This is a genomic window from Acidithrix sp. C25, assembly GCF_904848545.2.
The window spans coordinates 549,018-572,535 of sequence record NZ_CAJHCI020000003.1; the positions used below are offsets into that span (position 1 = coordinate 549,018).

General features: G+C 47.6%; 18 protein-coding genes and 1 pseudogene. 9 read left to right on the forward strand and 10 right to left on the reverse strand.

Annotation, left to right across the window (positions count from 1 at the left end; all coding sequences use genetic code 11):
- Positions 1 to 65: 65 nt before the first annotated feature.
- Complete coding sequence (locus tag ACIDITHRIX25_RS000000101465) at positions 66 to 272, reverse strand: hypothetical protein (protein WP_052604074.1); 207 nt, start codon at positions 270 to 272, stop codon at positions 66 to 68.
- Positions 273 to 507: 235 nt separating this feature from the next.
- Here ACIDITHRIX25_RS000000101465 and ACIDITHRIX25_RS000000101470 point away from each other — a divergent pair, with 235 nt between their 5' ends.
- The 3 genes from ACIDITHRIX25_RS000000101470 to ACIDITHRIX25_RS000000101480 all read left to right on the forward strand — a co-directional run bounded on the left by ACIDITHRIX25_RS000000101470 (position 508) and on the right by ACIDITHRIX25_RS000000101480 (position 4,770).
- Entirely contained in the window at positions 508 to 1,857 is a 1,350-nt protein-coding gene (locus ACIDITHRIX25_RS000000101470) for an ammonium transporter (RefSeq protein WP_052604073.1), read from the forward strand.
- Positions 1,854 to 2,192, forward strand: coding sequence for a P-II family nitrogen regulator (locus ACIDITHRIX25_RS000000101475; protein WP_052604072.1), 339 nt, complete (start codon positions 1,854 to 1,856; stop codon positions 2,190 to 2,192). Before ACIDITHRIX25_RS000000101470 ends, ACIDITHRIX25_RS000000101475 begins: the two co-directional genes overlap by 4 nt.
- Before the next feature lie 256 nt (positions 2,193 to 2,448).
- Positions 2,449 to 4,770: a [protein-PII] uridylyltransferase gene (locus ACIDITHRIX25_RS000000101480; RefSeq protein ID WP_201732030.1), complete on the forward strand. Its 2,322-nt coding sequence runs from the start codon at positions 2,449 to 2,451 to the stop codon at positions 4,768 to 4,770.
- A gap of 27 nt (positions 4,771 to 4,797) precedes the next feature.
- Here the strand turns inward: ACIDITHRIX25_RS000000101480 and hutG are convergent, their stop codons facing one another.
- From hutG to ACIDITHRIX25_RS000000101510, 6 genes are all read right to left on the reverse strand, one after another.
- Positions 4,798 to 5,772, reverse strand: coding sequence for a formimidoylglutamase (hutG, locus tag ACIDITHRIX25_RS000000101485; RefSeq protein ID WP_201732031.1), 975 nt, complete (start codon positions 5,770 to 5,772; stop codon positions 4,798 to 4,800).
- Positions 5,753 to 6,985, reverse strand: coding sequence for an imidazolonepropionase (gene hutI / locus ACIDITHRIX25_RS000000101490; protein ID WP_201732032.1), 1,233 nt, complete (start codon positions 6,983 to 6,985; stop codon positions 5,753 to 5,755). Before hutI ends, hutG begins: the two co-directional genes overlap by 20 nt.
- On the reverse strand, positions 6,985 to 8,703 hold the full coding sequence (gene hutU / locus ACIDITHRIX25_RS000000101495; RefSeq protein WP_052604068.1) for a urocanate hydratase: 1,719 nt from the start codon (positions 8,701 to 8,703) through the stop codon (positions 6,985 to 6,987). The genes hutI and hutU overlap by 1 nt, the downstream gene beginning before the upstream one ends.
- Before the next feature lie 65 nt (positions 8,704 to 8,768).
- Complete coding sequence (gene hutC / locus ACIDITHRIX25_RS000000101500; RefSeq protein WP_213333480.1) at positions 8,769 to 9,503, reverse strand: histidine utilization transcriptional repressor HutC; 735 nt, start codon at positions 9,501 to 9,503, stop codon at positions 8,769 to 8,771.
- Positions 9,470 to 11,005 carry a histidine ammonia-lyase gene (gene hutH, locus ACIDITHRIX25_RS000000101505; RefSeq protein ID WP_249685819.1) on the reverse strand — a complete coding sequence of 512 codons (1,536 nt, stop codon included), beginning with the start codon at positions 11,003 to 11,005 and terminating at the stop codon, positions 9,470 to 9,472. The genes hutC and hutH overlap by 34 nt, the downstream gene beginning before the upstream one ends.
- 527 nt (positions 11,006 to 11,532) lie before the next feature.
- Positions 11,533 to 12,576, reverse strand: a complete 1,044-nt coding sequence (locus ACIDITHRIX25_RS000000101510) for an aminotransferase class V-fold PLP-dependent enzyme (protein ID WP_052604064.1) — start codon at positions 12,574 to 12,576, stop codon at positions 11,533 to 11,535.
- Positions 12,577 to 13,920: 1,344 nt separating this feature from the next.
- On the opposite strand from ACIDITHRIX25_RS000000101510, the gene ACIDITHRIX25_RS000000101515 reads away from it, so the two are divergent.
- Positions 13,921 to 14,466: an Rv1352/Rv1906c domain-containing protein gene (locus tag ACIDITHRIX25_RS000000101515; RefSeq protein WP_152625784.1), complete on the forward strand. Its 546-nt coding sequence runs from the start codon at positions 13,921 to 13,923 to the stop codon at positions 14,464 to 14,466.
- On the opposite strand, the gene ACIDITHRIX25_RS000000101520 is transcribed toward ACIDITHRIX25_RS000000101515, so the two are convergent.
- Positions 14,435 to 16,030: a Ppx/GppA phosphatase family protein gene (locus tag ACIDITHRIX25_RS000000101520; RefSeq protein WP_052604062.1), complete on the reverse strand. Its 1,596-nt coding sequence runs from the start codon at positions 16,028 to 16,030 to the stop codon at positions 14,435 to 14,437. The two genes, ACIDITHRIX25_RS000000101515 and ACIDITHRIX25_RS000000101520, sit on opposite strands and share 32 nt — an antisense overlap.
- Before the next feature lie 941 nt (positions 16,031 to 16,971).
- On the opposite strand from ACIDITHRIX25_RS000000101520, the gene ACIDITHRIX25_RS000000101525 reads away from it, so the two are divergent.
- Positions 16,972 to 17,271 (forward strand): helix-turn-helix transcriptional regulator, encoded by a 300-nt coding sequence (locus tag ACIDITHRIX25_RS000000101525; RefSeq protein WP_052604061.1) that lies wholly within the window; start codon positions 16,972 to 16,974, stop codon positions 17,269 to 17,271.
- Between the two features lie 399 nt (positions 17,272 to 17,670).
- Here ACIDITHRIX25_RS000000101525 and ACIDITHRIX25_RS000000101530 read toward each other — a convergent pair whose 3' ends face one another.
- A complete protein-coding gene (locus ACIDITHRIX25_RS000000101530) occupies positions 17,671 to 18,843 on the reverse strand; it encodes a lysylphosphatidylglycerol synthase transmembrane domain-containing protein (RefSeq protein WP_052604060.1) in 1,173 nt (390 codons plus the stop codon).
- Between the two features lie 181 nt (positions 18,844 to 19,024).
- On the opposite strand from ACIDITHRIX25_RS000000101530, the gene ACIDITHRIX25_RS000000101535 reads away from it, so the two are divergent.
- Together ACIDITHRIX25_RS000000101535 and ACIDITHRIX25_RS000000101540 are read left to right on the forward strand one after the other, a co-directional pair.
- Entirely contained in the window at positions 19,025 to 20,128 is a 1,104-nt protein-coding gene (locus ACIDITHRIX25_RS000000101535) for an AI-2E family transporter (protein ID WP_052604059.1), read from the forward strand.
- Between the two features lie 446 nt (positions 20,129 to 20,574).
- Entirely contained in the window at positions 20,575 to 20,925 is a 351-nt protein-coding gene (locus ACIDITHRIX25_RS000000101540) for a hypothetical protein (protein WP_052604058.1), read from the forward strand.
- 187 nt (positions 20,926 to 21,112) lie between these two features.
- Here ACIDITHRIX25_RS000000101540 and ACIDITHRIX25_RS000000101545 read toward each other — a convergent pair whose 3' ends face one another.
- Positions 21,113 to 22,246, reverse strand: a complete 1,134-nt coding sequence (locus ACIDITHRIX25_RS000000101545) for an IS630 family transposase (RefSeq protein WP_249685821.1) — start codon at positions 22,244 to 22,246, stop codon at positions 21,113 to 21,115.
- A gap of 137 nt (positions 22,247 to 22,383) precedes the next feature.
- On the opposite strand from ACIDITHRIX25_RS000000101545, the pseudogene ACIDITHRIX25_RS000000101550 reads away from it, so the two are divergent.
- Positions 22,384 to 23,205: pseudogene (locus tag ACIDITHRIX25_RS000000101550) on the forward strand (transposase); the annotation flags it as partial.
- Positions 23,151 to 23,387: a hypothetical protein gene (locus ACIDITHRIX25_RS000000101555; RefSeq protein WP_201732035.1), complete on the forward strand. Its 237-nt coding sequence runs from the start codon at positions 23,151 to 23,153 to the stop codon at positions 23,385 to 23,387. The pseudogene ACIDITHRIX25_RS000000101550 and the gene ACIDITHRIX25_RS000000101555, both read left to right, overlap by 55 nt.
- The last annotated feature ends 131 nt before the right edge of the window (positions 23,388 to 23,518 follow it).

Consider the following 23,518-nt stretch of genomic DNA (forward strand, 5'->3'; position numbering starts at 1 on the left):
TACTTCGCGAATCTGACTCCAAAATGGCTCTTGCTTACGAAACTTGATAAGTATGAAGCCTTTTGTTATATCGCAATTGGCGATATGGATCTTACCTTGGCAACTTCGACGAAGATGTCTTCGCCCAGATTGGATACCCAAAGTGTTCCATGCTTTCCAGCACTTACAGAAACTAGCTCGCAGGGTGCAAGAGTTTCGCCTCCTTCCAGGGTAACACAGCCAAGCGCTGAGCCCATTCTGAAGATCTTTGATTCAAGTTCAAGTGATGTCATACTCACCTCCTCGCTTTATCTACACTTCGGTGTGCAAACCTATTAACTTGAGGCATTGTTGGCCAAAGTGCGAGAAGGGGTTTTAATCACCAACTATTGTGCAACGCCGTAACAGAGAAGTAACAATGTCGAATTGATCCCGAAACATCATGCTCATAAGTTGGCACCAATCGCTTTTTTGGTTCGACAGGGTCGTTGAGCTAACCAAGCGGGATTGTGGATAATAAGGAGGAAAATGCACTACAATTCCGGAGATACTGCCTGGATTTTGGCAAGCTCTGCTTTGGTACTTTTCATGACTCCAGGGCTGGCCTTTTTTTATGGTGGCATGGTTAGGTCTAAGAACGTTCTTGGAATGCTAATGCAAAATTACGTTGTAATTGGCATTGTAAGTATTGTCTGGGTCTTTCTTACCTATTCGATGTCATTTGGCACAGACTGGGGCGGTTATGGGATTATTGGTACCTTGCACTTTTTTGGATTAGCTCATATGACCCAAGCGGTACCAGGCTATACAGGAGCATCGGCACAGACTATTCCGCCTCTTGTCTTTGTAATATTTCAGATGATGTTCGCGGTCATTACGCCCGCTCTGATTACTGGATCTACAGCTGATCGCCTTCGCTTTGGACCATTTGTGGTATTTGTTTTGATCTGGTCGATCATTGTTTATGCCCCAGTAGCGCACTGGGTCTTTTCTCCAACAGGATGGCTCTTTAAACTCGGAGCCGAGGACTTCGCAGGTGGAACTGTAGTTCACATCAATGCTGGTGCTGCTGGTTTAGCTGTAGCAATGGTTGTCGGCAAGAGAAAAGGCTGGCCAAAGGAGCCAATGCCACCGCACAATGTACCGTTTGTGCTTTTGGGCGCTGGAATCTTGTGGTTTGGATGGTTCGGATTCAATGCCGGTTCGGCACTCGGAGCCAATGTTCTCTCCGCTAACGCGTTCGTGAACACGAATACCGCAACCGCAGCGGCTCTGTTGGGTTGGATCTTGGTTGAAAAGATAAGAGGTGGCAAATCAACCACCTTGGGTGCGGCCTCTGGAGCGGTCGCAGGTCTGGTTGCCATAACCCCAGCTTGTGGATTCGTCAATGTGGTTGGCGCAACGATTATCGGTTTGGCAGCCGGGGTCATTTGTTCGTTGGCAATTAGCCTTAAGTTCAAGGTTCGCCTAGATGACGCCTTGGATGTTGGCGGGGTTCACTTGGTCGGAGGAATTACCGGAGCGCTTTTGATCGGCTTTTTCGGAACTTCAACGATTGGTGGAGTGAACGGTCTCTTCTACGGTGGCGGCCTTGCTCTTCTTGGCCATCAAGCTATCGCCGTTGTGGTAGTTGGAATTTACTCCTTCGTGGTCTCTTGGATCCTCGCGAAGATCATTGATAAGACCATGGGCCTCAGGGTCAAGGATGACGATGAGCTTGAGGGTATGGATACTTCGCTCCATGCAGAATCTGCATATGAGTTCGGTGGGTCTTTGCTTCGAAGCCTCTCCGGAAGTGGCTCATCTTCGGCCCATCTTTCGGTAGCCTCAAAGGAAGAGCCAATTGTATCAACTAGAAAGATTGGTGAAATCCTATGAAATTGATAGTTGCGATTGTGAAGCCTTTCAAACTAGAGGATGTCAGAAATGCTCTTTCGAAGGCCGATGTAAAGGGTATGACGGTCTCCGAGGTTCAGGGATACGGACGCCAAAGCGGCCACACCGAGGTCTATCGTGGTGCTGAATATCAGACGCAATTCGTACCGAAGTTGAAGGTAGAGGTTGTCGTATCTGATGAAGCGGCAACCGAGATCGTTGACCTGATGGTGGAAGCGGCTAGGACCGACAAGATTGGAGATGGCAAAGTCTGGGTTGTCAACGTGGAAGATCTCGTGAGAGTCAGAACCGGCGAACGTGGAGCAGACGCTCTTTAGAGCTGATTTGATAGTTCGAAGACGTTTTAGTAGGTATGTAATACAGGGTATTTGAATAAAAGGTGGATCGCTCTGTATTGAGCGTTCCACCTTTTATCTTGGTGTTCATGAGCGGTCTTTTGAAATGCTTTGCATGGATTGGGCTCGCTTTGTAGATTAGGTTCAATCTGAGTCGTAAGATTTAGCCAAATAGTTCAGGGGATCAATTGATTTTCAAGCTTATTCGTCCCATTTTTAATATGTTTTGGAGCCCAAAGTGAGAACCCCAGAGGCACGGTCAATTCTTTTAGAGAACTTTCTCTCGGAACGTGCGAAGATGCGCCAAGCTGATTGGTCAAATCCAACGGCAATGGCCCAACTGACTGGCATCTCCGATCACTTTGTAGCTGGGCTGGCTGAGGGATTTCAGGGCGTTGCGATCATTGCAATAGGTGGCTATGGACGAAGTGAACTTGCAATCAATTCTGACCTTGACATATTGCTTTTGCATAAGCCTCGTCTCTCGGTTGATGCCATGACGGAAGCCCTTTGGTATACGATTTGGGACTCAAGGGTCGGCCTTGACTATTCAGTTCGAACTGTAGCTCAGGCACTTCGAGTCGCAGAGTCCGATCCTCGTGCTCTTTTGGGGATGCTGGATGCTCGATTGATCTATGGCGACGAAGTTCTCTTTAGGACTCTACAGCGAAAGATCTGGGAGCGATTTACCTCTCGGTTAGATCGCTATCGCGTGATAATGCATCAACAGGGTGAAGCCCGACGGGTAGAGTCGGGTGAATTGGCCTTTTTGCTTGAGCCAGATATCAAAGAGGCACATGGAGGGCTACGAGACCTCGTTATTTTGCGCCATTTTGTCGCAGCCGACCCCGATCGCAAGGTCTTTGTAGGGCGTGTCGATGAGATCGCAACCTTGCTTTTACGTGTGCGAAACGTACTTCAGGCGCGATCTGACCGAGGGCAAAATCGACTCTTTTTGCAGGATCAAGATAGCGTAAGTGCCCAACTTGGTTTTAGGGACGCTGATGAACTGATGTGGCGTATTTCAGAGGCAGGGCGTTTTGTCTCGCGTGCACTAGAGGAGTCCTATAGGGTCATAGATGCCAAACGCGTAAATTATAAGAACCTTGGGGACGCGTGGGGGTTGATACCTAAAGGCGTCTTTTCCCATGGCGGTGAGATTTGTATAGACCCAGCTTCGCTTTCGGATTTTGATGCTCAGGTGATTATTCGAATTGGGGCAGCATCGGTTTCCTTGGGTCTTGGCATTTGCGTGGATGCCCTCGAGATTTGTTCTGAACGCCTTGGGACTATCGATAAGCCTTGGGAGCCAGCTACATTGACGGCGTTGACCACGTTGCTCTCCTATGGCGAAGCTTCGATAGCGGTTATGGAACGCCTCGACCATTACGGACTTTTAGATAAGGTGATACCGGAGTGGAAGAGGGTTCGCTATCTTCCACAGAGGAACGCCTACCACACCTATACCGTTGATCGCCACCTCATCGAGGCGGGAGTTGGCGCTGGTCGACTTCGTCGTAATGTCAAGCGTCCAGACCTATTGATAGTCGCAGCACTGTTGCACGATATAGGCAAAGGACTCGATAGGGATCACTCATCACAGGGTGCCTCACTCGCAGCAGAAATTGCGATTCGGATGGGTCTTTCGAAGAAAGACTGTGAGATCGTGGTTCGCCTTGTGGAGCACCATCTTTTGTTAGCAGATGTTGCTACTAGACGTGATATTGGCGATCCAAAGACGATTCTAGACGTTGCAGAAAAGGTGGTCGATATTACAACGTTAGAGCTACTTAGAGTCTTGACAGAGGCCGACTCAAAGGCTACAGGACCTGTCGCGTGGTCTTTGTGGAAGGAGGAGTTGATCAATAAGCTGACTGAGGCCACTCGAGCCTATTTAGATGGCGGTTCGATCAAGGTCGATTCAAATCAGTTAGGTGAGCTGGAACTGGATTTGATAGCCAAATTTGATGGCGATCTTTTGATCCATAGTCAAGGAAACCAGATCTGGATAGCAGCCTCAGACGAAGTCGGCCTCTTTGCAAAGGTGACTGGTACGATGGCGCTATTGAACCTCAGCATTCTGTCGGCAGATGTATTTTCCGAGGGTGTGATTGCATTAGAGCGACTTAGGGTGATTAGCCCTTATGGGCGTGAACCCAATTGGACTAAGTTTGAGAACGAGCTTAGAAAATGTCTGGTCGATCCCACTTACCTTGAGGGGCGTTTGAATGAGAAGTCTAAGAGCGCTGCCAAAAAGCGCAAGGTGGCCGAGAGCGCTAAGATACCGCCAAGGGTTACTGTCCACGACGACTTTTCTGATCGGGCCACAGTTATAGAGGTTTGTGGTCCCGATGGCCTTGGAACTCTTCACCGTTTGACCTTTGAGATAGCATCAAAAGGGTTAGATATCCTGCATGCGAAAGTCATCACCATCGGTGATGACGTAGTCGACACCTTTTATGTAGTGGATTCATTGGGAAGACCAATTGACGATGCTCGCCTTGTTGGTGAGATCACAAAGTCTCTATTTGACGTGGTGGTTGCCGAGGGAGCTTCCTAGCCCTCGGGGATCAGATTTCGGTATCGTCTAGGATCCTTGCGATAACGGGCTCCACCGTGAATTCGGTAGGTTATGCACTATCGTATGAATTAACCGCGATGCTATTTTGGCTCCGTGATTGTCGATATCATACGTAGGGTTTAGCTCTGCCAATTCTACGAGACGTACTTTTTTGGTGGCAAGTAAGGCTCGGATAAGTCGTTCTAAACTAAAAAGAGTGACACCGTAGCTTGCTGGGGCTGAGACTGCGGGCATTACTGATGCTTGTAGGACGTCTAAATCAATAGATAGATGAATTGCGTCGAAAGGCTCGACCATCTCTATGACTTGGTGGTTGGTTATTGAATCGAAGTCGAAATCTAAAATGTACGAGCAGTTTAGTTCGGCAGCTCTCTCAAAGAGGGCTTGGGTATTTGAAGGTTCTGAGACTCCGAGGACAAAGTAGCTAAAGTCGAGGTTTTGACCCCTTCGATCTTGTTCTATCTGAGAAAATGGCGTACCGGATGAGGCCACCTTGGACTTTCGAAGGTCGAAATGGGCATCGAAGTTCACAATTGCTAAGTTGGTCAAAGTGGTGTCTGATTGATTTGCTTTTATGACGCCGAGATGTGATCCACGAGCGACCTCATGACCACCACCTAGAACGATAGGGATAATATCGTGGCCCAGTAGTTCGCATACCTTGTCGGCTAGTTGGATCTGAAGCTCTTCGAGGGATTCGTCCTTGGTGATAACGTCACCTAGGTAGTAACAAGACCGGTTGCTATGCCAGGCTAAGTTGCCAAGCTGTTCGCGAATGGCAAATGGTCCGTTTCTTGCACCTATTCGTCCATGGTTGGCCTCTACCCCTTTGTCGCATGCGAAGCCGACTAGTGCCACTGAAGATGGTTTCATCTCCTTGATTGAACAAGCGGTTATCACTTGGTGGGCACGCAGAGCGATCGGTGATTCGATGAGGTCATCTCGGCCTGAAAGGGGAGGGTTAGAAGCGATGCTGAACATAGATCTCTCCGTTGGCAACTCTTCCCCATAAAGGTGAGCCGCCGATTTGATAAGTGAGTTCGTTTGGATCTTCGAGATCCCATATGGCTAGGTCTCCTCGCAAACCTGGAGCGATCTCACCTCGGTCCCTAAAGCCCAAGGCCATTGCTGCATTTTTGGTCGTAGATCGCAATGCATATGAGGGGGTGAGTCCAAAAAGGACAGCACTCATATTCATGGCCAATAAAAGTGAGTAGAGTGGGGATGTTCCGGGGTTATGATCGGTTGCTATGGCAATTGGAATCTTGTTTTTGATCAATTTGTCAACAGGAGGGGCCTTTTTTTCTCTCAGAAAGTAGTAGGCGCCTGGAAGAACCACTGCTACGGTCTTTGAGTTAGCGAGTTTCGCAATTGATTCATCCGAGATATACTCCAAGTGATCGACGCTTAATCCCCCCAAGTCGACGACGACGGCTGTGCCATCTGTCGATGTGAGTTGTTCCGCGTGGGCTTTCACTCCAACACCTAGCGACTTTGCAGCACCTAGAAGTTGCTTTGTCGCCAGGGTGTCGAATGCAATTGATTCGCAAAAGATATCAACAGCGTCACAGAGACCAAGGGCTATCATCTCCGGTAGATCGTGGTTTAGGATCTGGTCTAAGTATCCGCCAGCATCTCCTTCGAACTCCTTTGGAATGCTGTGGGCGCCAAGGTATGTCGAGGTTATCGTAATTCCAAGATATCCATCTAATTTTCTTGCGACAGATAGCATCTTTTTCTCGGTTTCAAATTCAAGGCCATAGCCCGATTTTATCTCTAGCGTTGTAAGGCCATAGGAGGCCATTGTCTTCATCCGAGCCTTGGCACCTTCGTAAAGGTCGTCAAAAGAGGCTGACCGGGTCATCTCTACTGTTTGTTTGATTCCACCACCGCCGAGTGCGATCTCGGCGTAGGTGGCTCCAGCCATGCGGGCATTAAATTCGTCAATTCGATTACCGCCATAGATTAGATGGCTATGGCAGTCGATCAATCCCGGTGTTACGATGCGACCTTGGCAATCAATCTCAGCCTCAATTGGAGAGTCTGAGAGTGCTTCGATGAGGCCTTGATCGTCAACGATCGCCTTGATTTCTCCATCTTTTAGGATCAGGGTGACATTTCTCTCAAAGTCATAGCCACCCTCTACCGAGGTGTTCACGACGGTGGCATTCCTTAGAACTTTGGCTGGAGTCATCACCTTGAACCGCTTTTGGAGGCACGATCGATCATTGGCAGTCGAATATTGTTTTTCTTTGCGCTTTGAATTGCAGATTCGTATCCTGCATCTGCATGGCGGACGACTCCGATTGCGGGGTCGTTGAAGAGAACTCTTTCGATTCGTCTCTTTGCAGCATCTGTTCCGTCTGCTACAATCACGACGCCGGAATGTTGAGAGAAACCTATTCCCACGCCTCCTCCGTGATGCATTGAGACCCAAGTGGCGCCCCCAGCGACGGCGGACATCGCATTGAGAAGTGGCCAGTCTGCAACCGCATCACTTCCATCAGCCATCGCCTCGGTTTCGCGGTTTGGGCTAGCAACAGAACCTGTATCTAGGTGGTCCCTGCCAATTACAATTGGCGCAGAAAGCTCGCCTGATGTGACCATTTCGTTGAAGGCCATGCCAAGACGGTATCGATCTTCGACCCCGACCCAGCAGATTCTTGCCGGTAGCCCTTGGAAGGCGATCTTTTCACGAGCCATATCGAGCCAGTGGTGGAGGTGGCGATCGTTTGGAATGAGCTCCTTTACCTTTTGGTCTGTCTTATAGATGTCATTGGGATCGCCCGAGAGCGCTACCCAGCGGAAAGGACCGTAACCTTCGCAAAAGAGGGGCCGTATATACGCTGGGACAAAACCAGGAAAGTCAAAGGCTCGCTTTACTCCATATTCTAGAGCCATCTGTCTTATGTTATTTCCATAATCCACCGCTGCTACCCCGGCATCCATGAACTTTAGCATTGCCGAGACCTGATGAGCCATAGAGGCTACAGCTGCATCTCTGACTCGCTCGGGCTCCTGCTTTGCGCCCTCACGCCACTGCGAAAGGGTCCATCCCATTGGCAGATAGCCATTTACTGGGTCATGGGCGCTGGTCTGGTCGGTTACCACATCAGGCAGGATACCTCTATCGTAAAGTTCGTTATAGATCGAGGCTGCGTTTCCTACTAGGCCAATGGAGATCACCTCTTTAGCTGCTATCGCGCTATTTAGCATCTCAATTGCTTCGTCGATCCCCATCGCTTTTTTATCGAGGTATCTACTTGCAATTCTCATATCTATGCGTGATTCATCGCATTCAACAGCAATCATGCAGAAGCCAGCCATCGTCGCCGCCAATGGCTGTGCGCCGCCCATCCCGCCTAAACCAGCGGTAAGGACCCAGCGACCGGAGGCGTCTCCCAAGAAGTGTTGATTTGCAATGGCAAAGAAGGTCTCGTAAGTTCCTTGAACAATTCCTTGGCTGCCTATGTAGATCCAGCTTCCAGCCGTCATCTGCCCATACATCATCAATCCGCGCTTGTCGAGTTCTGAAAAGTGCTCCCAAGTTGCCCAATGGCCGACAAGATTTGAGTTGGCAATCAAAACTCGCGGGGAGTCGGCATGTGTTTTGAAGACAGCTACAGGTTTTCCACTCTGTACGAGCAGGGTTTCATCTTCTTCTAGATCCACTAGTCGTTCGAGTATTTCATCGTAACATTGCCAGTTCCTAGCTGCTCGACCGATCCCTCCATAGACGATCAGCTCTTGGGGATGTTCAGCCACTTGGTCATCTAGGTTGTTTTGAATCATTCGGTAGGCGGCCTCACTTAACCAGTTTTTACAGGTCAACTTGTTGCCGGTGGGTGCCTTGATTCGTCGATTTGGGTCAAAGCGGTCGGTTGTTGGATGAAGTGGATTGTTGTTTGACATGGCTGGTCCTCCTATTGGTTGACGCTGTTTGATTTAAATTAGCTGTGTTATTGTCTTTTTGTCGATCAAATAACGCCGCTGAATTCAAAGCGGCTGCTTGGGTGGTGTAATTCGGCCAGTGATGCAACTTTGCCAAAGGCGAACGTTCTTCTTCGGAGCATTAGGACTGGTTCATGTGGGACCATCTCGAGAACGTTAGCTATGTGGAGAGTTGGCACCATTGCTGTTATTACATATTCGACTCGCTGGATAGGCGCGACGGCTATTAGATATTCAGTAGGTGTGATCCTTTCGAAGTCTTGGAGTAGATAATCAGGCGCAACCTGAGGGTTGACATATCGCACTTCATATTGAATTGGGCGGGAATCGCTAAAGTGGAGGATTTCAGAGGTAAACAAAGGAGCTCCCTCCTCCAAGTTGAAGTCACGAGCCAGAACTTTCGAGGCAGGGAAGGGCCGCACCGTTTGAACTTTGGCGCTATGGCTAGCCCCTCGTTTAGATACGGTCTCTGAGATCGGCGCGATCTCGATTAGAGTCGTGTCGAATCTGCCATCGCTGACATATGTCCCAGAGCCTTTGATTCGATAGATTATCCCCTCTCCGACCAGTTCTGTAATTGCACGATTTACCGTCATTCGAACTACCCCGAACTGCCTTGCTAGTTCATTTTCTGAAGGTATCTTGCTGCCAGCGACGAGTCGACCACCTTCGATCTCGCTCAAGAGATAAGCTTTGATCTTTTCGTAGCTATATCCCGCTTCGTTGATCAAGGCAGATCCAGCCCGGAAGTAGTGGTCCATCCGGGATAGCTGTTTGCTATGACACCCTCTTCAACCATCTGTCTGGCTACATCAATATCGGGTGCTAAATAGTGGTCAATTTCGTAATGTGCCACTTTTCGCCGAACTATTTCAGTCACTTTGGCCAGAGCGTTACTGGTCTTATGTGGAGCCCGCAGGTCGATCCCCTGGGTTGCAACCAAGATCTCAATTCCAAGGATAACAGCCACATTGTTTGCTATCTCACTCAAGCGCCTAGCGGCAAAGGTTGCCATCGAGACGTGGTCTTCCTGATTTGCTGAGGTGGGAAGGGAATCGACAGATGCTGGATGGGCTAGTGACTTGTTCTCTGACGCCAAGGCGGCTGCGGTTACATGGGCAATCATGAATCCAGAGTTAACGCCACCTTCGCGCACCAAAAAGGGTGGCAGTCCTGAGAGAGATGAGTCGATTAGAAGTGCAATCCTCCGTTCGGCGAGAGCACCGATCTCCGAGGCGGCGATTGCTAAGTTGTCTGCAGCAAAGGCGATCGGTTCGGCGTGAAAGTTTCCACCAGAGAGGACTTCCAGAGTGTCAGGAAAGACGAGTGGATTGTCAGAAACCGAGTTTGCCTCAATTTCAATGATTTTGGAGGCATGGATAATTTGATCAAATATTGCTCCCATTACTTGTGGCTGGCAGCGGAGGCTATATGGATCTTGTACTTTGGCGCAATCTTGGTGGGAGAAGTTAATCTCTGATCCGCTTAGAAGCTCACGATATTTTTTAGCAACTTCAATCTGTCCGATGTGGCCCCGTAGTTGATGAATTCGATCATCAAATGGAACTGTCGATCCGGCGGCGGCGTCGACAGCTAAGGAACCGGCGACCGTGGCGGTTGCAAATAATGTCTCGATGGAAAATAGTCCATGAAGAGCAAATGCTGTGGATACCTGTGTGCCATTCAAGAGCGCTAGCCCCTCTTTGGGAGCGAGTTTTAGTGGATTTAGACCTGCGCGATTAAGACCCACCAAGGCACTAGCGCGCACTCCGTCAATTCGCACTTCGCCCACGCCGATTAAGATCGTCGCCATGTGGGCAAGGGGGGCAAGATCTCCTGAGGCGCCCACGGAACCTTTAGATGGAATTATAGGCATTACCCCAGCGTTATAGAGTTTGATAAGGGCGTCGATTACCTCGAATCGAATTCCACTATGGCCTCGAGCTAGACTTGCAATCTTTAGGACCATTACAAGTCGTACTACGGGATCTTCCATTGGCAATCCGACTCCAACTGCGTGGGAGAGGACTAAATTTTCTTGAAGAAGTTCGAGGCGGTCGTAGTCGATGTGCGTCGTGGCTAATCGTCCAAAGCCGGTATTGACTCCGTATGCTGGCTCGCCTTTGGCAGCAATGGCACCTATTGCATCTGCGGCTTTAGCAATTTTTGGTAGTGCACTTGTATCGAGAGATATCTCTTCATGTGAGAGGTTTATCCTCCGCAATTGGGCGAGCGATAGATTCCCTGGGTGAATTTCGATCATATTTGAAAATCCTGTCTAGACAACTTTAATTTAGTGTATCACTTTCAAAGTTGTCTAGACAGGATTTTTTCGGTTTTTTTATTTTTTCGTTTCGACCACTCGGTCGAGATCGCTGATCTCCGTGTAGCTAAGCGCCCTTGCGGGATCGATTCTGTAGATGTATTCATAATAATTTTTATCAAGTTCCCACTCCTTGGCTTGATAAAGTTGCAGTTGGGTGCTTTTGTGCCAGCTCTTTAGCGCTGTTGGTCGAGAGCCTGTGGCTTTTGATTGGGCTTATATCATGAGGGCGAATTCTCGTTGTTTTTATCTTTGTAAGTCGAGCGAGAAAACGCCTGGCTAGTTTTCTAATTGGATATGGTCTATCGCAAGGTAACCACATGCCTCGGAGTGTGCAATTGCGTAATTCATATCCGGCGACAAGCAAAGAGCTATGTTCGGATCTGGGTCTTTGTTGTGTTCAGGTACTCCTATCCGTGTTCTATCCCTAGTGCCAAGGCACTCCTATCTTGTTAGAAGTGTTTTTGTTAGAGTGATTTAGCTGAATCTCTAAGTAGTTGCAGCATTGCTTCAACATCGTTCAGATTGTTGTAGAAATGGAAGGATAGGCGGAGGTTATTGTTTCGATACGAGGTCCGCAAGTTACGTTCGTGTAGGAGTTGTGGCTGCAGCTCAACTGGTATCGAGACGATCGCGGAGTCTGTCGGGCCAAGACCGTACTCATTTGTGAATGCATTTGAAAGCTCCAGATTGTGATTTTTAATTGCAGCTACGCCGATCTTGGAGATTAAATCCATTGAATGTTGCGCGCCGACCCAACCGAACCAGTCGGGCGAGAGTTGATAGCGTCTTGTATCGCTAGCTAATCTAAGTGGTGGACCGTAGATGGACGTCCATGGATTTTCTCCCGCATACCAATTTGAAAATATTGGTTGTAGCCAATTCCTGGCTTCTTCTTGTACGCAGATGAATCCTGTTCCACGAGGAGAACATAACCATTTGTAGGCCCCCACAGCGATGACATCGAAAAGCTCTGAGTTGATGTCTAGCCAAGTGATCGCCTGAGTAGCGTCTAAATACGATCTCACACCATGTAGCTTGCATCTCTCAGAGAGTGCGGTGAGGTCTATTACCTTACCGCTGCTAGATTGAACTGCGCTAACGGCTGCGAGTTCGATGGAGTCATCGATTGAGTCAATGAACTTTACAAGCGGAACAATCCTGAGGTTTATTTGGCCCATTGAGGCCCGTGTCATAAAAGGGAAAAGGACAGAGGTAAAGTCTTCCATCGCGAGCAGAACAGTTCCACCAGGGCTAACCGAGGCCGCTACTTGTGCACTTGCTGTTGACACCTGAGAGATGATTCCAATGTTTTTGTGTGACGTTTTTACTAGCGATGCGAAATCTCTCGTAGCCGCTTCTATGGCTTGGTCAAAGGCAAGGATGTCTAAGTTCCCCTCTTCCCATAGTTTTAGGGTCTCGGCTATAGCTTTTGTCGTGGTCCTCGGAGGCAATCCAACAGTTGCTGTGTCGAGGTAGTGATTGGAATGATGGAAGTTGCTCTGAGCCAATTCGATCGATGGATTATTGGAAATTTTATTGTCTCGTTTCTAGAAAATACGCAAGAGCGATCGACGATGGCCTGTGTTTTGGGTAAAAGATAACTTTTTGACAGGTTAGCTTCTCGATGAATCGGTTGAAGTTGCTGGGGTCAATTCTCCACAGCCTAGAGGTTATGTCCATGTGATTCATGATTGACAGGAGAGCCGGTTTACCGCTGGATGATAAGGCCTATCAGAATTGGAGATTTGCTTCGTTGTGGCATAAGGGATTCTATCGACAAAATGGTGATCTGCCAAGACTAAAGCACTCTAGATCTGTTTTTTGAATTGCCCATGAAGACTCCGCGCGGTGGATGTCGCTATTGAATCGCACTTCGACGAGCGCCGCTGGAACCTTTGGGCCATAGGGATGTACCTTAATTATTAATTGTTTAACGATGGGGACTTAATGCTTTAGGTGATTGGCTGGCGGCTAAATTGGCCGAATTCTCGTGCTTTGCCAAAGCTGATGGATTACAGACAATCGAGAATTTTGAGTGATTTATTTTTTCATAGCCAGAGGCGCGAGTTTATCGCTACGCCTTGAAATCGAAAGGTTATTGTTCTTGATTGTAGGTAATTTTGTCTTGAATCTATCTGGTCGTTATTGATTCGGATTAGATTGCTTGGTGTCGATTGTGTAAGTGAAAATAAAGTTGGCTCGATCTATTCCCTGGACCAATGGCAATGGTAGCTTTGTGTTGAACAATCACCTTACGATGATATCCTAACGATTTAATATCTTGTTAATCTACTTTATGGGACGCATAATAGGCACATTTAGTCGTCATTGCCTGGGTGGCTTGTACCTTAAAATTCAGAACCGACTGATTCCAAGGGGGCAAAGTTTGACGCTGATCCTCCTGTGAAATAGACGACATACAGCATTTTTAACGGGGATATTCTTTTGGTTTTGGCATCTTGGAAGTTAAATGGGTTCGAGGCGGGCTTATATCTTGATTTTGGAATGCAAGAATAAAAATGCGTAAATCTTTCAGAGTATCTCCTCGGAGTCAAAATCTTTCTGATTCTACTCCAGGACTCATATCTTTGGTTGCTGCTCAATAGTAAGTTTCATAATGGCACTGAGACTTTTAGAAAAGAATCGATAACTCTATCTATAAAAGAGCTTATATCTCTATTCAACTTGTTACAATGGTTTTCTAATACATGGTTACGAGTGATTGGAATTTAGATATTTCTAATGTCAGCCCTAAAAAAATCGCCAGCGTAAGATGACTATCGGTGGCGCTGCGTTGGTCATAATTAGCCATTATTGCAACCAATCAGAATAAACCAACTCCTTCATCTAAGGTGAGTGCTTCTAAGAATAAGCCACTAACTACTACTGGTTCTAGAAATTCGCCTGTTTCTACTACTTCCAGTACATTGGGTGCTTCAACTTCGGCGACGCAGTCTCAAACGACAGCAGCTGCATCGTTGGGATCGAATTTTTCGGATGGCACCTGGGTCGTCGGCAAGCAGATTTCCCCGGAAAGCTATCAGACTTATGGAGGCTCAGGTTGTTATTGGGAGCGGTCGAGTGATTTGAGCGGATCGCTCTCTAGTGTTTTGGCGAACGGAACGCCACCGGGTCACGGCGTGGTTACTATTTTGGCTTCTGACGTTGGTTTTCAGACCCAGGGATGTGGTACTTGGAGTCCATTGGCAGCTACTGGTGCCCCTTTGACTACTTTTGGTGATGGGGACTGGGCGGTGGGAATCAATATAGCCCCGGGAACATATCAGACTTCTGGAGGCTCAGGTTGTTATTTGGATCTACCAAGTGATCATCGACTAAGTGATTATTGCTTGTCTTTGGAGATGGCTACTCTTGAATTAGATGAACTTCACGATTAAATGTGTCTTCGAATAGTTGACGTTTGCGCCTGAGCCCGTATTCTTCAAGTTCTATCTTTGTCGGTGATGTAACGAAAAGAAGGACTTGTGTCGAATTGGTCACGATTCGGCACTTTTCAACGATGCGGCTATGTGAGCGATCGAGTGCATCACCAAGACGTAAGATGGCAGCTAGTTTTGTTACTACGATTGCTCGGGCTTTGGTGAGTTCGCCAAAGGGCCCGTAATCAGATTTTGGAGTTCCACGTCTGTGGTACCTGACTATTGAGAGCAATTCATTTCGCTCATCTTTGTTGAAACCTGGAAGTCGTGAGTTTTCCAACAGGTAGGCACCGTGGCGATCATGGCCCTCGACTGAGATGTATTCTCCGATATCATGAACCAGGGCTGCTAGGTAGAGAAGTTCTCTATCTGAATCCCCGAGGTTGTGAAGGCCCTTAGTCTGGTCGAAGATCTCTAAACCTAGGTTTGCGACTTGGCGTGAATGGCCTTCGTTCCAGCCATATCTGGCGGCCACAGATGTAAGCGACGCAAGCTTGATCGACTCAGGTGATCCCTCGAACTCTGTTTCGCTTCTTTGAGAGAGTTCTCGTAGGATGATCCCTTCTCTAAGTGCCCATTCAGATGTGATAACTCGAGCGGGTTTCAGTGTGTCTAAGAGGAGTCCCAAGACCTCTGCCCCGGCTGGAAGTAGATCAATTCGCTTTTCGTCGATGCCATAGAGTTTGCTTCGAGACTTTTGATCGAGCTTTGTAAGGTCCGAGCAGATCGATCTTAGCTGTGATATAGCGATTTCGGCTTGATTTATTGAAGTGTTTTCCCACTGTGCCCGAGATGTACGAAGGAGGGCCATTCGGGCAATATTGAGGAAGCTTCCAGAAGAAAGAATAAGAGTCGTTGGGACGATTTCTGATTTTACGGTAAGTAGCTCATTGGCTAGGGTTGCCTCAAGATGGCTCCGAAGAGATTTTGAATCTATGCCAGATGGTGCTTTGGAGCTAGAAAATTGGGTGGTCAAGCGACCTACACCTACCGCGAAACTTTTGGCATAGGCGAGTGCATCTTGAGTTCCCGCAGTGATTTCCATGCTCCCACCTCCGAGATCGGCGCCGATGACCATTTCGCCATTGAAGTCAACCCCATGAGTGAGCGCATTCCAGATTAATTCCGCCTCTTTTTGTCCAGAGATTACCGAGACTTTAATGCCAAGGGTCTCCTCTAAGTCGTCAACGATGATACCCGCATTTCTAGCGTCTCGGAATGCTGCGGTAGCCAAAGCGACCATCTCGCTCGCGCCTACACCGCTGGCGAGGCTTGCCATAGTAGCAACCGTCTCTTTGATTAACTTTGCCGATTCGTTCGATATCACTTTGTTTTGCGCGACTTCATCACCGAGGCGCATCATGACCTTTTCTTTGAGTAGAACTTCAAAGTTATTGTGACCATGACCTCGTGCCACAACTAGGTGAAATGAGTTAGACCCCATATCGAGGGCGGCAACAATTACACCGGTGTTCTCTGTGGGCGCTATTTGGTTGATCTTTAGGAAACTTGGTTCGCTCATTACTGAGACAACTTAGGCGATATTTTTTAAAAGGTTTATTCTATTTCAAAATTAGTTGCGAACCTTCTCCCGAGTGGACAAGATCGATGAGAATTTTGTTTGCCTTGGGTGCCCCGATCCTTTTGGCCATCATGGCTAACTAATTCAAGAACGACTCCCATCTATCAACTCGGTCGACTAGTGTTGCTTGCTTTTATTAGAGTGTTTATGGTGATGGCCGCCTCATTCGGGTGGTAGAAGGGATTTTATGGATCTCATTGGTAATGCCAATTCCAATTTTTAATCGAGGTAGGCAGTTTTAGGCTAGGTTCGTTCAATTTGGTTCTTGCGATTTGCCACTTTGGGTGCTCTGGCCCGAGAAACCAAATGATATACAACGGGCTTGTGGAAACATTGGTTGCCATGATGTGAATTTCGCTGCCATCAGTTGAATTGCCTTTTCGGCGGTTTCATTCATTCACTCACTCACTCATCTACCTATGCATTTTACACCTGCGCTCTAGGTGGCGAATAGCCGACGATAAGCGTCATCTCTTTGAGACTCGGTGCTGTGGTGGTAGCTCAATCTCGGGTTTGTTGGTGGCCGCAAAATATCGTGGCAACAGAGAAACGATCAAGAACATGCCCTTAGCGCTGTTAGTAACCTTCTTTTTCCTGCTTGGCTAATTGGTCGGTTTGAATGAGTCTCAATTATTATTGTCCCATTTTGACGGATTGCTCTCCATGGATTGGAAGTTTTAGGCGATGCCCTGGTGAGCTTTATCACAAGTTTGCTTTGCGAAGTGTTTATTTCGATGACTTTTTATACCCGATTTCGCCTTTGGGAAAATCTCCACTTCGTTTGGAAATTAATTGGCTCCATCAGGCTTTGGAATATTTTTGATTCCGGAATAATGTTTAGTCGGAGTCGGTCATTATGACATCCATCAAGGAGTGAGCAAGTGGACAAAGTTGGACGAAAATGGACCTTTCTGACGAATCATGGTCATGTCTTTTTGGCAGTTGATTCGCGTTCGGATGCGTTGATGAAAGACATTGCGAAGGCGGTTGGAATTACCGAAAGAGCGACTCAGATGATTCTCGCAGACCTGGTAGAGGATGGCTATGTCGAGGTGACAAGAGTTGGTAGACGTAACTACTACAAAGTTAATGCATCAATGCATTTTCGCCACCCCAATGAAGCTACGAAAGAGGTCGGCGCTTTGCTTGACATCTTCAATGAAGAGATGATCGAAAGTTGACTCGATGGCCAGCATGGCTACATTGTGAATAAGGACACTCATGTACTCCCTGGTCATGGTGAGTCTTGACTTTGGATGGTTGTGTGCTTAAATTTTGGTGCCCTATTGTCTGTTTCAACGATTGAGTTTTTCAGACACACCCCGCCAGCAGGTGAAAAGCGTTATAGAGCTGCATGGTCCAGAGGTGTACAGTTCAGAGACTGGAGAGATGTGTCGGAAAGTTTGTTAGCGGCTACGAGCGGACGAAGGAAGATTACGAACCGCTTAATTTTTTAGTGAAAGTTCTAGCTCGCGCTCTAGAGATTGGGCCAAGAGATTAGCCCAAAACAAAACCCAAATAGTAGTGTTTAGATGGACGATTTCTCTAAACCTGTAACCGCTTCCTTGTGTAAAAGTTGATCAATCGGTAGCTTTCGTTATCTTGCGGTAGCGGAATAGATGTGACCTGGTGATTGCTTCGATGAATTTCTTTGAACTTATCGAAGTGGAACGAGCCTCAAGTTCATCATTGGATTCTGCGCTGGGTAGTTCATTGTTTATTACCGTTGGTAATGTTCCAGTGGTAGGTCCGTTCTTTCGATTTGCGCCGATATAGAGGAGGCCTCCAACGGGAATCGGCAGCCAGAAGTTGATTAATCGATATCCAATTACCCCAAGGATTGCAATAGCGCGAGGCGAGCCAAACCCCACCAGTGTCGAGGTGAGGACACCCTCAATAACGCCCAACCCTCCTGGGGTAATTGGGATGGCTGCTAGAACATTAGCTAATCCATAAGAGACCAATAGTGAGTCTGGATTGACGTAATATCCAAAGGCAGCCATGAATACCCAAAGCGATGCTGCGTCTAGGAGCCAGTTCAATAGCGCGAATACTATTGCACGCTTTAGGAGATCTGGATCGGATTCTAGATCGCGAATTCGAGTGGCGATTCTCTGTAGGATCGGCATTACTTTTTCCTTGGACAGGAATGAGATACGTCGTGAAACCCAATCGATCAATCTTTCAACTTTTGTCTCTCCTCGAGTAAATAAAATCAGGAGTAGGAAAAATACGGTGAAGACAACGGCGCCGATTCCGGCGGCGATTCCGTAGATTGCGTCGAACCCTCTCATTGGAATTGAGATGATAAGAGCTACCCAAAGGATTAGGTTTAGAACTACCGCGGAACCGATTCCTTGGACTGCAATTGCGAAACCGGCGTCAGTTGCTCGTATGCCACCGCCAGTAAAGAGTTTCATGGATACTCCGGTGCCTCCAGCGGTTCCCGCAGGTATCACGTGTGAAACTGCCAAGGATGCCAGGTCTATTCTAAAGATCTTGCCAAGGGAGAGCACCTTGGTGGGCAATACCGATTGTGTCAGCTTCGCGTATGCGATTAGCGCTGCGATTTCGAGACCGAGACCGGCTCCTATCCACGCTACATTCACGTTAACAAGTACGCTGAGAGACTTTCTCGCCCCGGCTAGCTGGGGTAGGACGAGGTATTCAAGAACAAGCAGTAGCAGCGCCCCTTTGATGCCCTTGATGGCAAAACGACGCAGGCGAAGACGAGACCTCCATTTTTTGGCCATGGAGGAGTGATCAATTGGATCATTGTCTTTGAAATCGCCGATTGTCTGCTCCGTTTGCTATAGTTTGGCGCCCTCGTGAATTCGTATGGCTAGATTCTCATTGGAGAGAAGTTGACATAGTTTAACGAATGCGTTGCTTTTAGCTTAATAAGTATCTATCAAAATGAAGGTTAAGGTTTTCATGGAATTCGAGATACGTTCTTCTCGCGCTGAATTTATGCGGCGGATCCTATTGATTGATCTGATCGTTGTTTTGACCGGACTAGGCATCTATCTAGCAATTGTGCTGCGAGGACTGTTATTGGATTTTCTAATATCTGGCATCCTAGCGATTGTCCTAGAGCCAATAGTTCGTGGACTGTCAAAGTTGCGCATGCGCCGCTCGATCGCGGTAGTTTTTGTAGTCTTTATAGGCCTGACCGCGATATCTGGGCTTCTATATATCTTTACGAAGCCTCTCTATCAGGCGGGAGTTACCTTTGTCCACGAGCTGCCAACCTTAGTGTCTCAAGCTCAAAATGGTCAGGGTCAATTTGGCTTGCTAATCAAGCAACTGCATATTGAATCCTGGGTGGCTCAAAACACATCTAGGATTACATCTGCTCTGACCAATTTCACTGGACCAGTGATATCTGCAACTCGAACTGTGCTTTCAGGAATAACAGGTTTTATTACGATTGCGCTATTGGCGGTCTTTATCATGCTCGAAGGTCCCGTGATAATTCGTGGGGTTCTTGGACTCTTGAGTAAAAATACATCCACTACAGTTATCCGAACGATCGAGGCGAGTGAGCGTGCGGTTGCCGGTTATGTCTTTGGAAATGTTGCAACTTCGACAATTGCAGGAATTATCGTCGGAGTTACTCTGTGGCTTCTCGGAGTGCCTTTCGTCTTGCTTTTAGCCCTTTGGGTGGCAGTCGTGGATCTTCTACCGTTAGTAGGTGGGCTGCTTGCTGGCGTGCCAACAGTAGCCATTGCCTTTTTGCATTCACCGATAGCTGGTTTAGTATCCTTGGTCGTCTTTATCGCGTATCAGCAGGTGGAAAATCATATTCTCAATCCGATAATTATGGCTAAGGCGGTGAAGCTGAATCCACTTTGGGTTCTCATCTCGGTCTTGGTCGGCGCGGATCTTGCCGGATTTCTTGGCGCTCTAATTGGAATTCCAGTAGCTGCGATGATTCAAGTCGTTTCTGCTGAGGTTTGGAAAATTATTGCGCCTAGGTACCAGGCTCGCCAATCTGATACGAGTCAGACTGACCTTGGAGCTGATTTCGTTGATTGAAGGGTTACATAAAAGAGGTGTTGACGATATCTCTGACTTGAATGAAATGAAGCAGTTAAACTGCTTTTTAATCGAGTTCGACTAGTTGGTTTATCTTTGATACTTGCTGGAGAGATAATATATTTCACTTCAGTGAATCAAGCGTCAATTTTTAAAAAGTCAGCTGAGCCATGAGTTTATCTGGCGTTCTCTTCGAATTAATAAGCACCAAGAGGTCGATCCAAAGATTGCCTTTTTCTTTTTGACCTTTCGAGCTGACTCGGGATATAGCTTTTGCATCCCTTGGCACTCCTCGTAGAGTTGGCGACTCCCACCATGAACCTAACCCTGGATCCACCGAAAATTTAGCCGATCGACTTTGATTTTGGCATAGAAAAGGTGCTCTGAACTGGTAAACTTTAGGTTGTAATAGTCAAAAAACAACCAGTTCAAGGAGCACCTTTTAGATGCGAGCATCTGCTAGTGCTTTAGAGTGTTTGATAGTCACCTTTGACGATTCGAACGCAGTTTCCAACAGTGGATTAATACTCCCTATCACCCTTGCTGAGAGACTTGGCCTTAGGGATCTCTTTGATTTACACATTGACCTAGAGGATCGTCCTGGACGAGCAAATGTTGGCAGAAAAGCTATGGCTATCGTCGCATCTATCTTGGCCGGTGGTGATTGCATTGATGACACTGCAATCCTTGAAAGCCCAAATGCACAAGTGATTCTTGGTCAGATAATGCCAGCACCTTCTAGGTTTGGTGTCTTCTTGCGTAGTTTTGAGACCAGTGACATCGCAGATGTTGAATGAGTTGCAGCTTTGTTGCTAAAACGAGCCTGGCTCGCTGGAGCAGGTCGAGGTGATGAGCCGCTTACCATTGATGTTGATTCCACAGTATGTCAGGTATATGGAAACAAAAAAGAAGGAGCTTACTTTGGTTATACCAACCTAAGGGGGTATCACCCACTAGTATCCCCTCTCATAAGTTCCCTGAGTTCTAGTTCCCCAGATACTTTGCCATCGATGCGAATATCTCGTCAGCTGTCTTTACCCACCTAAATGGTGTTGGGTCTTGGTTCCAGCGCTCTGCCCAGGTGTTGATCGAAGCAACGAGTTGCTTTTGTGACTTATGGGTGGATGTGTGGAGCATTTTGGTAGTCAGTTCCGAGAACCATCTCTCAACCAGGTTCATCCACGAGGAGTAGGTGGGTGTAAAATGGAAGTGGAATCTGGGGTTTTTTATGAGCCAGGCCCGTACAGCATCGGTTTTATGCGTTGCATAATTGTCCAGGATGATATGGACTTCGAGTTCTTTTGGAACTTCTTTTTTCACCTGATCCAAAAAGGCTATGAACTCGATCGCCCGATGAGCCTTTGTGGTGTTGGTGATCACCTTGCCAGAGGCAACATCAAGTGCTGCAAAGAGATTTGTTGTGCCGTTGCGTTTGTAGTCATGTGTTTGCCGCTCTGGAACAAAAGGTCTCATGGGAAGCAGTGGCTGGGTTCTATCCAACGCCTGGATCTGTGTCTTTTCGTCAATACATAGTACCAGTGCAGCATCAGGGGGATTGAGATAGATCCCAGTTATGTCGCGGACCTTTTCGGTAAAGGCCGGATCGGTACTGATGTTGAAGTATCCCAAGACATGGGGCTTGAGGCCAAAGGTTCTCCAGATACGTGAGATGCTCGCTGGTGATACCCCGATCCGCTTGGACATTGAAGACGTCGACCACTGGGTAGCAAGCGGGGGCTCTTCTTCCAAAGTGATCCTTAGAATCTCGGCGATCTTTTCGTCATCAATGCTTCTCGGTTTTCCACTTCTCGGTGCGTCATCGAGAAGTTCCACTCCGTAGTTGATAAAACGCCGCTTCCATTTGCATACCGTCTCTGTAGATATCTGAAGTCTTTGCGCGATCTCGTTGGTTCCAACCCCTTCGTTACTCCATAGGGCAATGCTGGCCCTTGCCACCTGTCCTATGGGAGCTGTGGACTTTCTTACCACTGCTTCTAATTCGCTACGTTCTTTGGGACTGAGCGGAACCACCGAAGCTTGTCGTCCAGATCTCTTCTTGGGCGGCTTGCTCTGGTTGGCATCAATGTTTGGCTCCTCTGAAATGGTGTGACTTTGCATCGTTCTCCCTTGCAAGGTTATGTCCTTACCAAGGAGAACAACCTTACGAAGGAGAACAACCTTACGAAGGGATTAATTCCTCAGTTTCAGGGAAATTATGAGAGGGGACACTAGTAGCAGCTGTTGGCAAGACAGGTGACATTCTTGGAATAGTGACACGTGAAGGCAATGCCAATACCGCCCGTGGTGCCGGGGAGTTTGTAACCCAGGTAATCAACAATGCCAGAGCCGCTGGAGCAACTGGTGAAATAACCATGCGTTTTGACTCTGGGTTCTTCTCAAGAGCCGTTAGAGACGCAGCTAGTGCGGGTGATGTTCGCATTTGCATTACAACACGGATGTCCAAGAGACTAAAAGGTATCATCTCCGATATCCAAGAGGATGCCTGGACTTCAATTCCCTACTGGCTTGAAGGTGGAGCTGATGTAGCAGAAGTGAAATATCGCGCATTTGCAAGAGATAGACAAGACGTTCGTCTTATCGTACGAAGGGTCAAGCCTACTCCAGGGTCTCAGCTGGCACTATTTAGAGACTATGACTATCACGCATTTATTACCGATCGACAAGGCGAAACGCTCTTTCTTGAGGCTGATCACCGAGTACATGCCCAGATCGAACTAGTCATCAAGGATCTCAAAGGAGGTTCTAGATGGAATCATGTTCCATCCAGATACATGAACGCTAATGCCGTTTGGTTGGCTCTGGTCTGGTTAGCTCTGGTCTGGTTAGCCATTGGTGCAATTGAACACAACCTGGCACGGTGCAACTGCACAACCCGACACGGTGCAACTGCACAACCCGACACGGTGCAACTGCACAACCCGACACGGTGCAACTGCACACAACCTGGCACGGTGCAACTGCACACAACCTGGCACGGTGCAAGTGCACACAACCTGGCACGGTGCAACTGCACACAACCTGGCACGGTGCAACTGCACACAACCTGGCACGAATAGGTGCTATTACAGAAACTGTAATAACCACACCAAAGCTTCGACGGTGTTACTTTCAGATCGCAGGACATATCACTCGTTCAGCTAGAAAAGTAATACTGCATCTTGAAGAACACTGGCACTATAAGGATAAGTTCTTAGAGGCTCTTGATCGGATCAGAAAGTTTGAGATCGCCATCACCTGAACATCTGGTTACCTAACACACTGAATATTACTTGAAGGAACTGCTCTAGAAGACAAGGGATTAGGTCACTATACCCAAAATGAGATTTCACAATCTCAAAAATGACCAAACAGGCTCAACCACAAAGGGAT

Excerpts from the sequence above, each read along its gene's own strand:
- ACIDITHRIX25_RS000000101465 (WP_052604074.1), bottom strand. The coding sequence starts at position 272 with ATGACATCACTTGAACTTGAATCAAAGATCTTCAGAATGGGCTCAGCG.
- ACIDITHRIX25_RS000000101475 (WP_052604072.1), top strand. The coding sequence starts at position 1,854 with ATGAAATTGATAGTTGCGATTGTGAAGCCTTTCAAACTAGAGGATGTC.
- hutG (WP_201732031.1), bottom strand. The coding sequence starts at position 5,772 with ATGTTCAGCATCGCTTCTAACCCTCCCCTTTCAGGCCGAGATGACCTC.
- ACIDITHRIX25_RS000000101535 (WP_052604059.1), top strand. The coding sequence starts at position 19,025 with ATGGAATTCGAGATACGTTCTTCTCGCGCTGAATTTATGCGGCGGATC.
- hutC (WP_213333480.1), bottom strand. The coding sequence starts at position 9,503 with ATGGACCACTACTTCCGGGCTGGATCTGCCTTGATCAACGAAGCGGGA.
- hutI (WP_201732032.1), bottom strand. The coding sequence starts at position 6,985 with ATGACTCCAGCCAAAGTTCTAAGGAATGCCACCGTCGTGAACACCTCG.
- ACIDITHRIX25_RS000000101545 (WP_249685821.1), bottom strand. The coding sequence starts at position 22,246 with ATGCAAAGTCACACCATTTCAGAGGAGCCAAACATTGATGCCAACCAG.
- ACIDITHRIX25_RS000000101540 (WP_052604058.1), top strand. The coding sequence starts at position 20,575 with ATGCGAGCATCTGCTAGTGCTTTAGAGTGTTTGATAGTCACCTTTGAC.
- ACIDITHRIX25_RS000000101520 (WP_052604062.1), bottom strand. The coding sequence starts at position 16,030 with ATGAGCGAACCAAGTTTCCTAAAGATCAACCAAATAGCGCCCACAGAG.
- hutH (WP_249685819.1), bottom strand. The coding sequence starts at position 11,005 with ATGATCGAAATTCACCCAGGGAATCTATCGCTCGCCCAATTGCGGAGG.
- ACIDITHRIX25_RS000000101530 (WP_052604060.1), bottom strand. The coding sequence starts at position 18,843 with ATGGCCAAAAAATGGAGGTCTCGTCTTCGCCTGCGTCGTTTTGCCATC.
- ACIDITHRIX25_RS000000101470 (WP_052604073.1), top strand. The coding sequence starts at position 508 with ATGCACTACAATTCCGGAGATACTGCCTGGATTTTGGCAAGCTCTGCT.
- hutU (WP_052604068.1), bottom strand. The coding sequence starts at position 8,703 with ATGTCAAACAACAATCCACTTCATCCAACAACCGACCGCTTTGACCCA.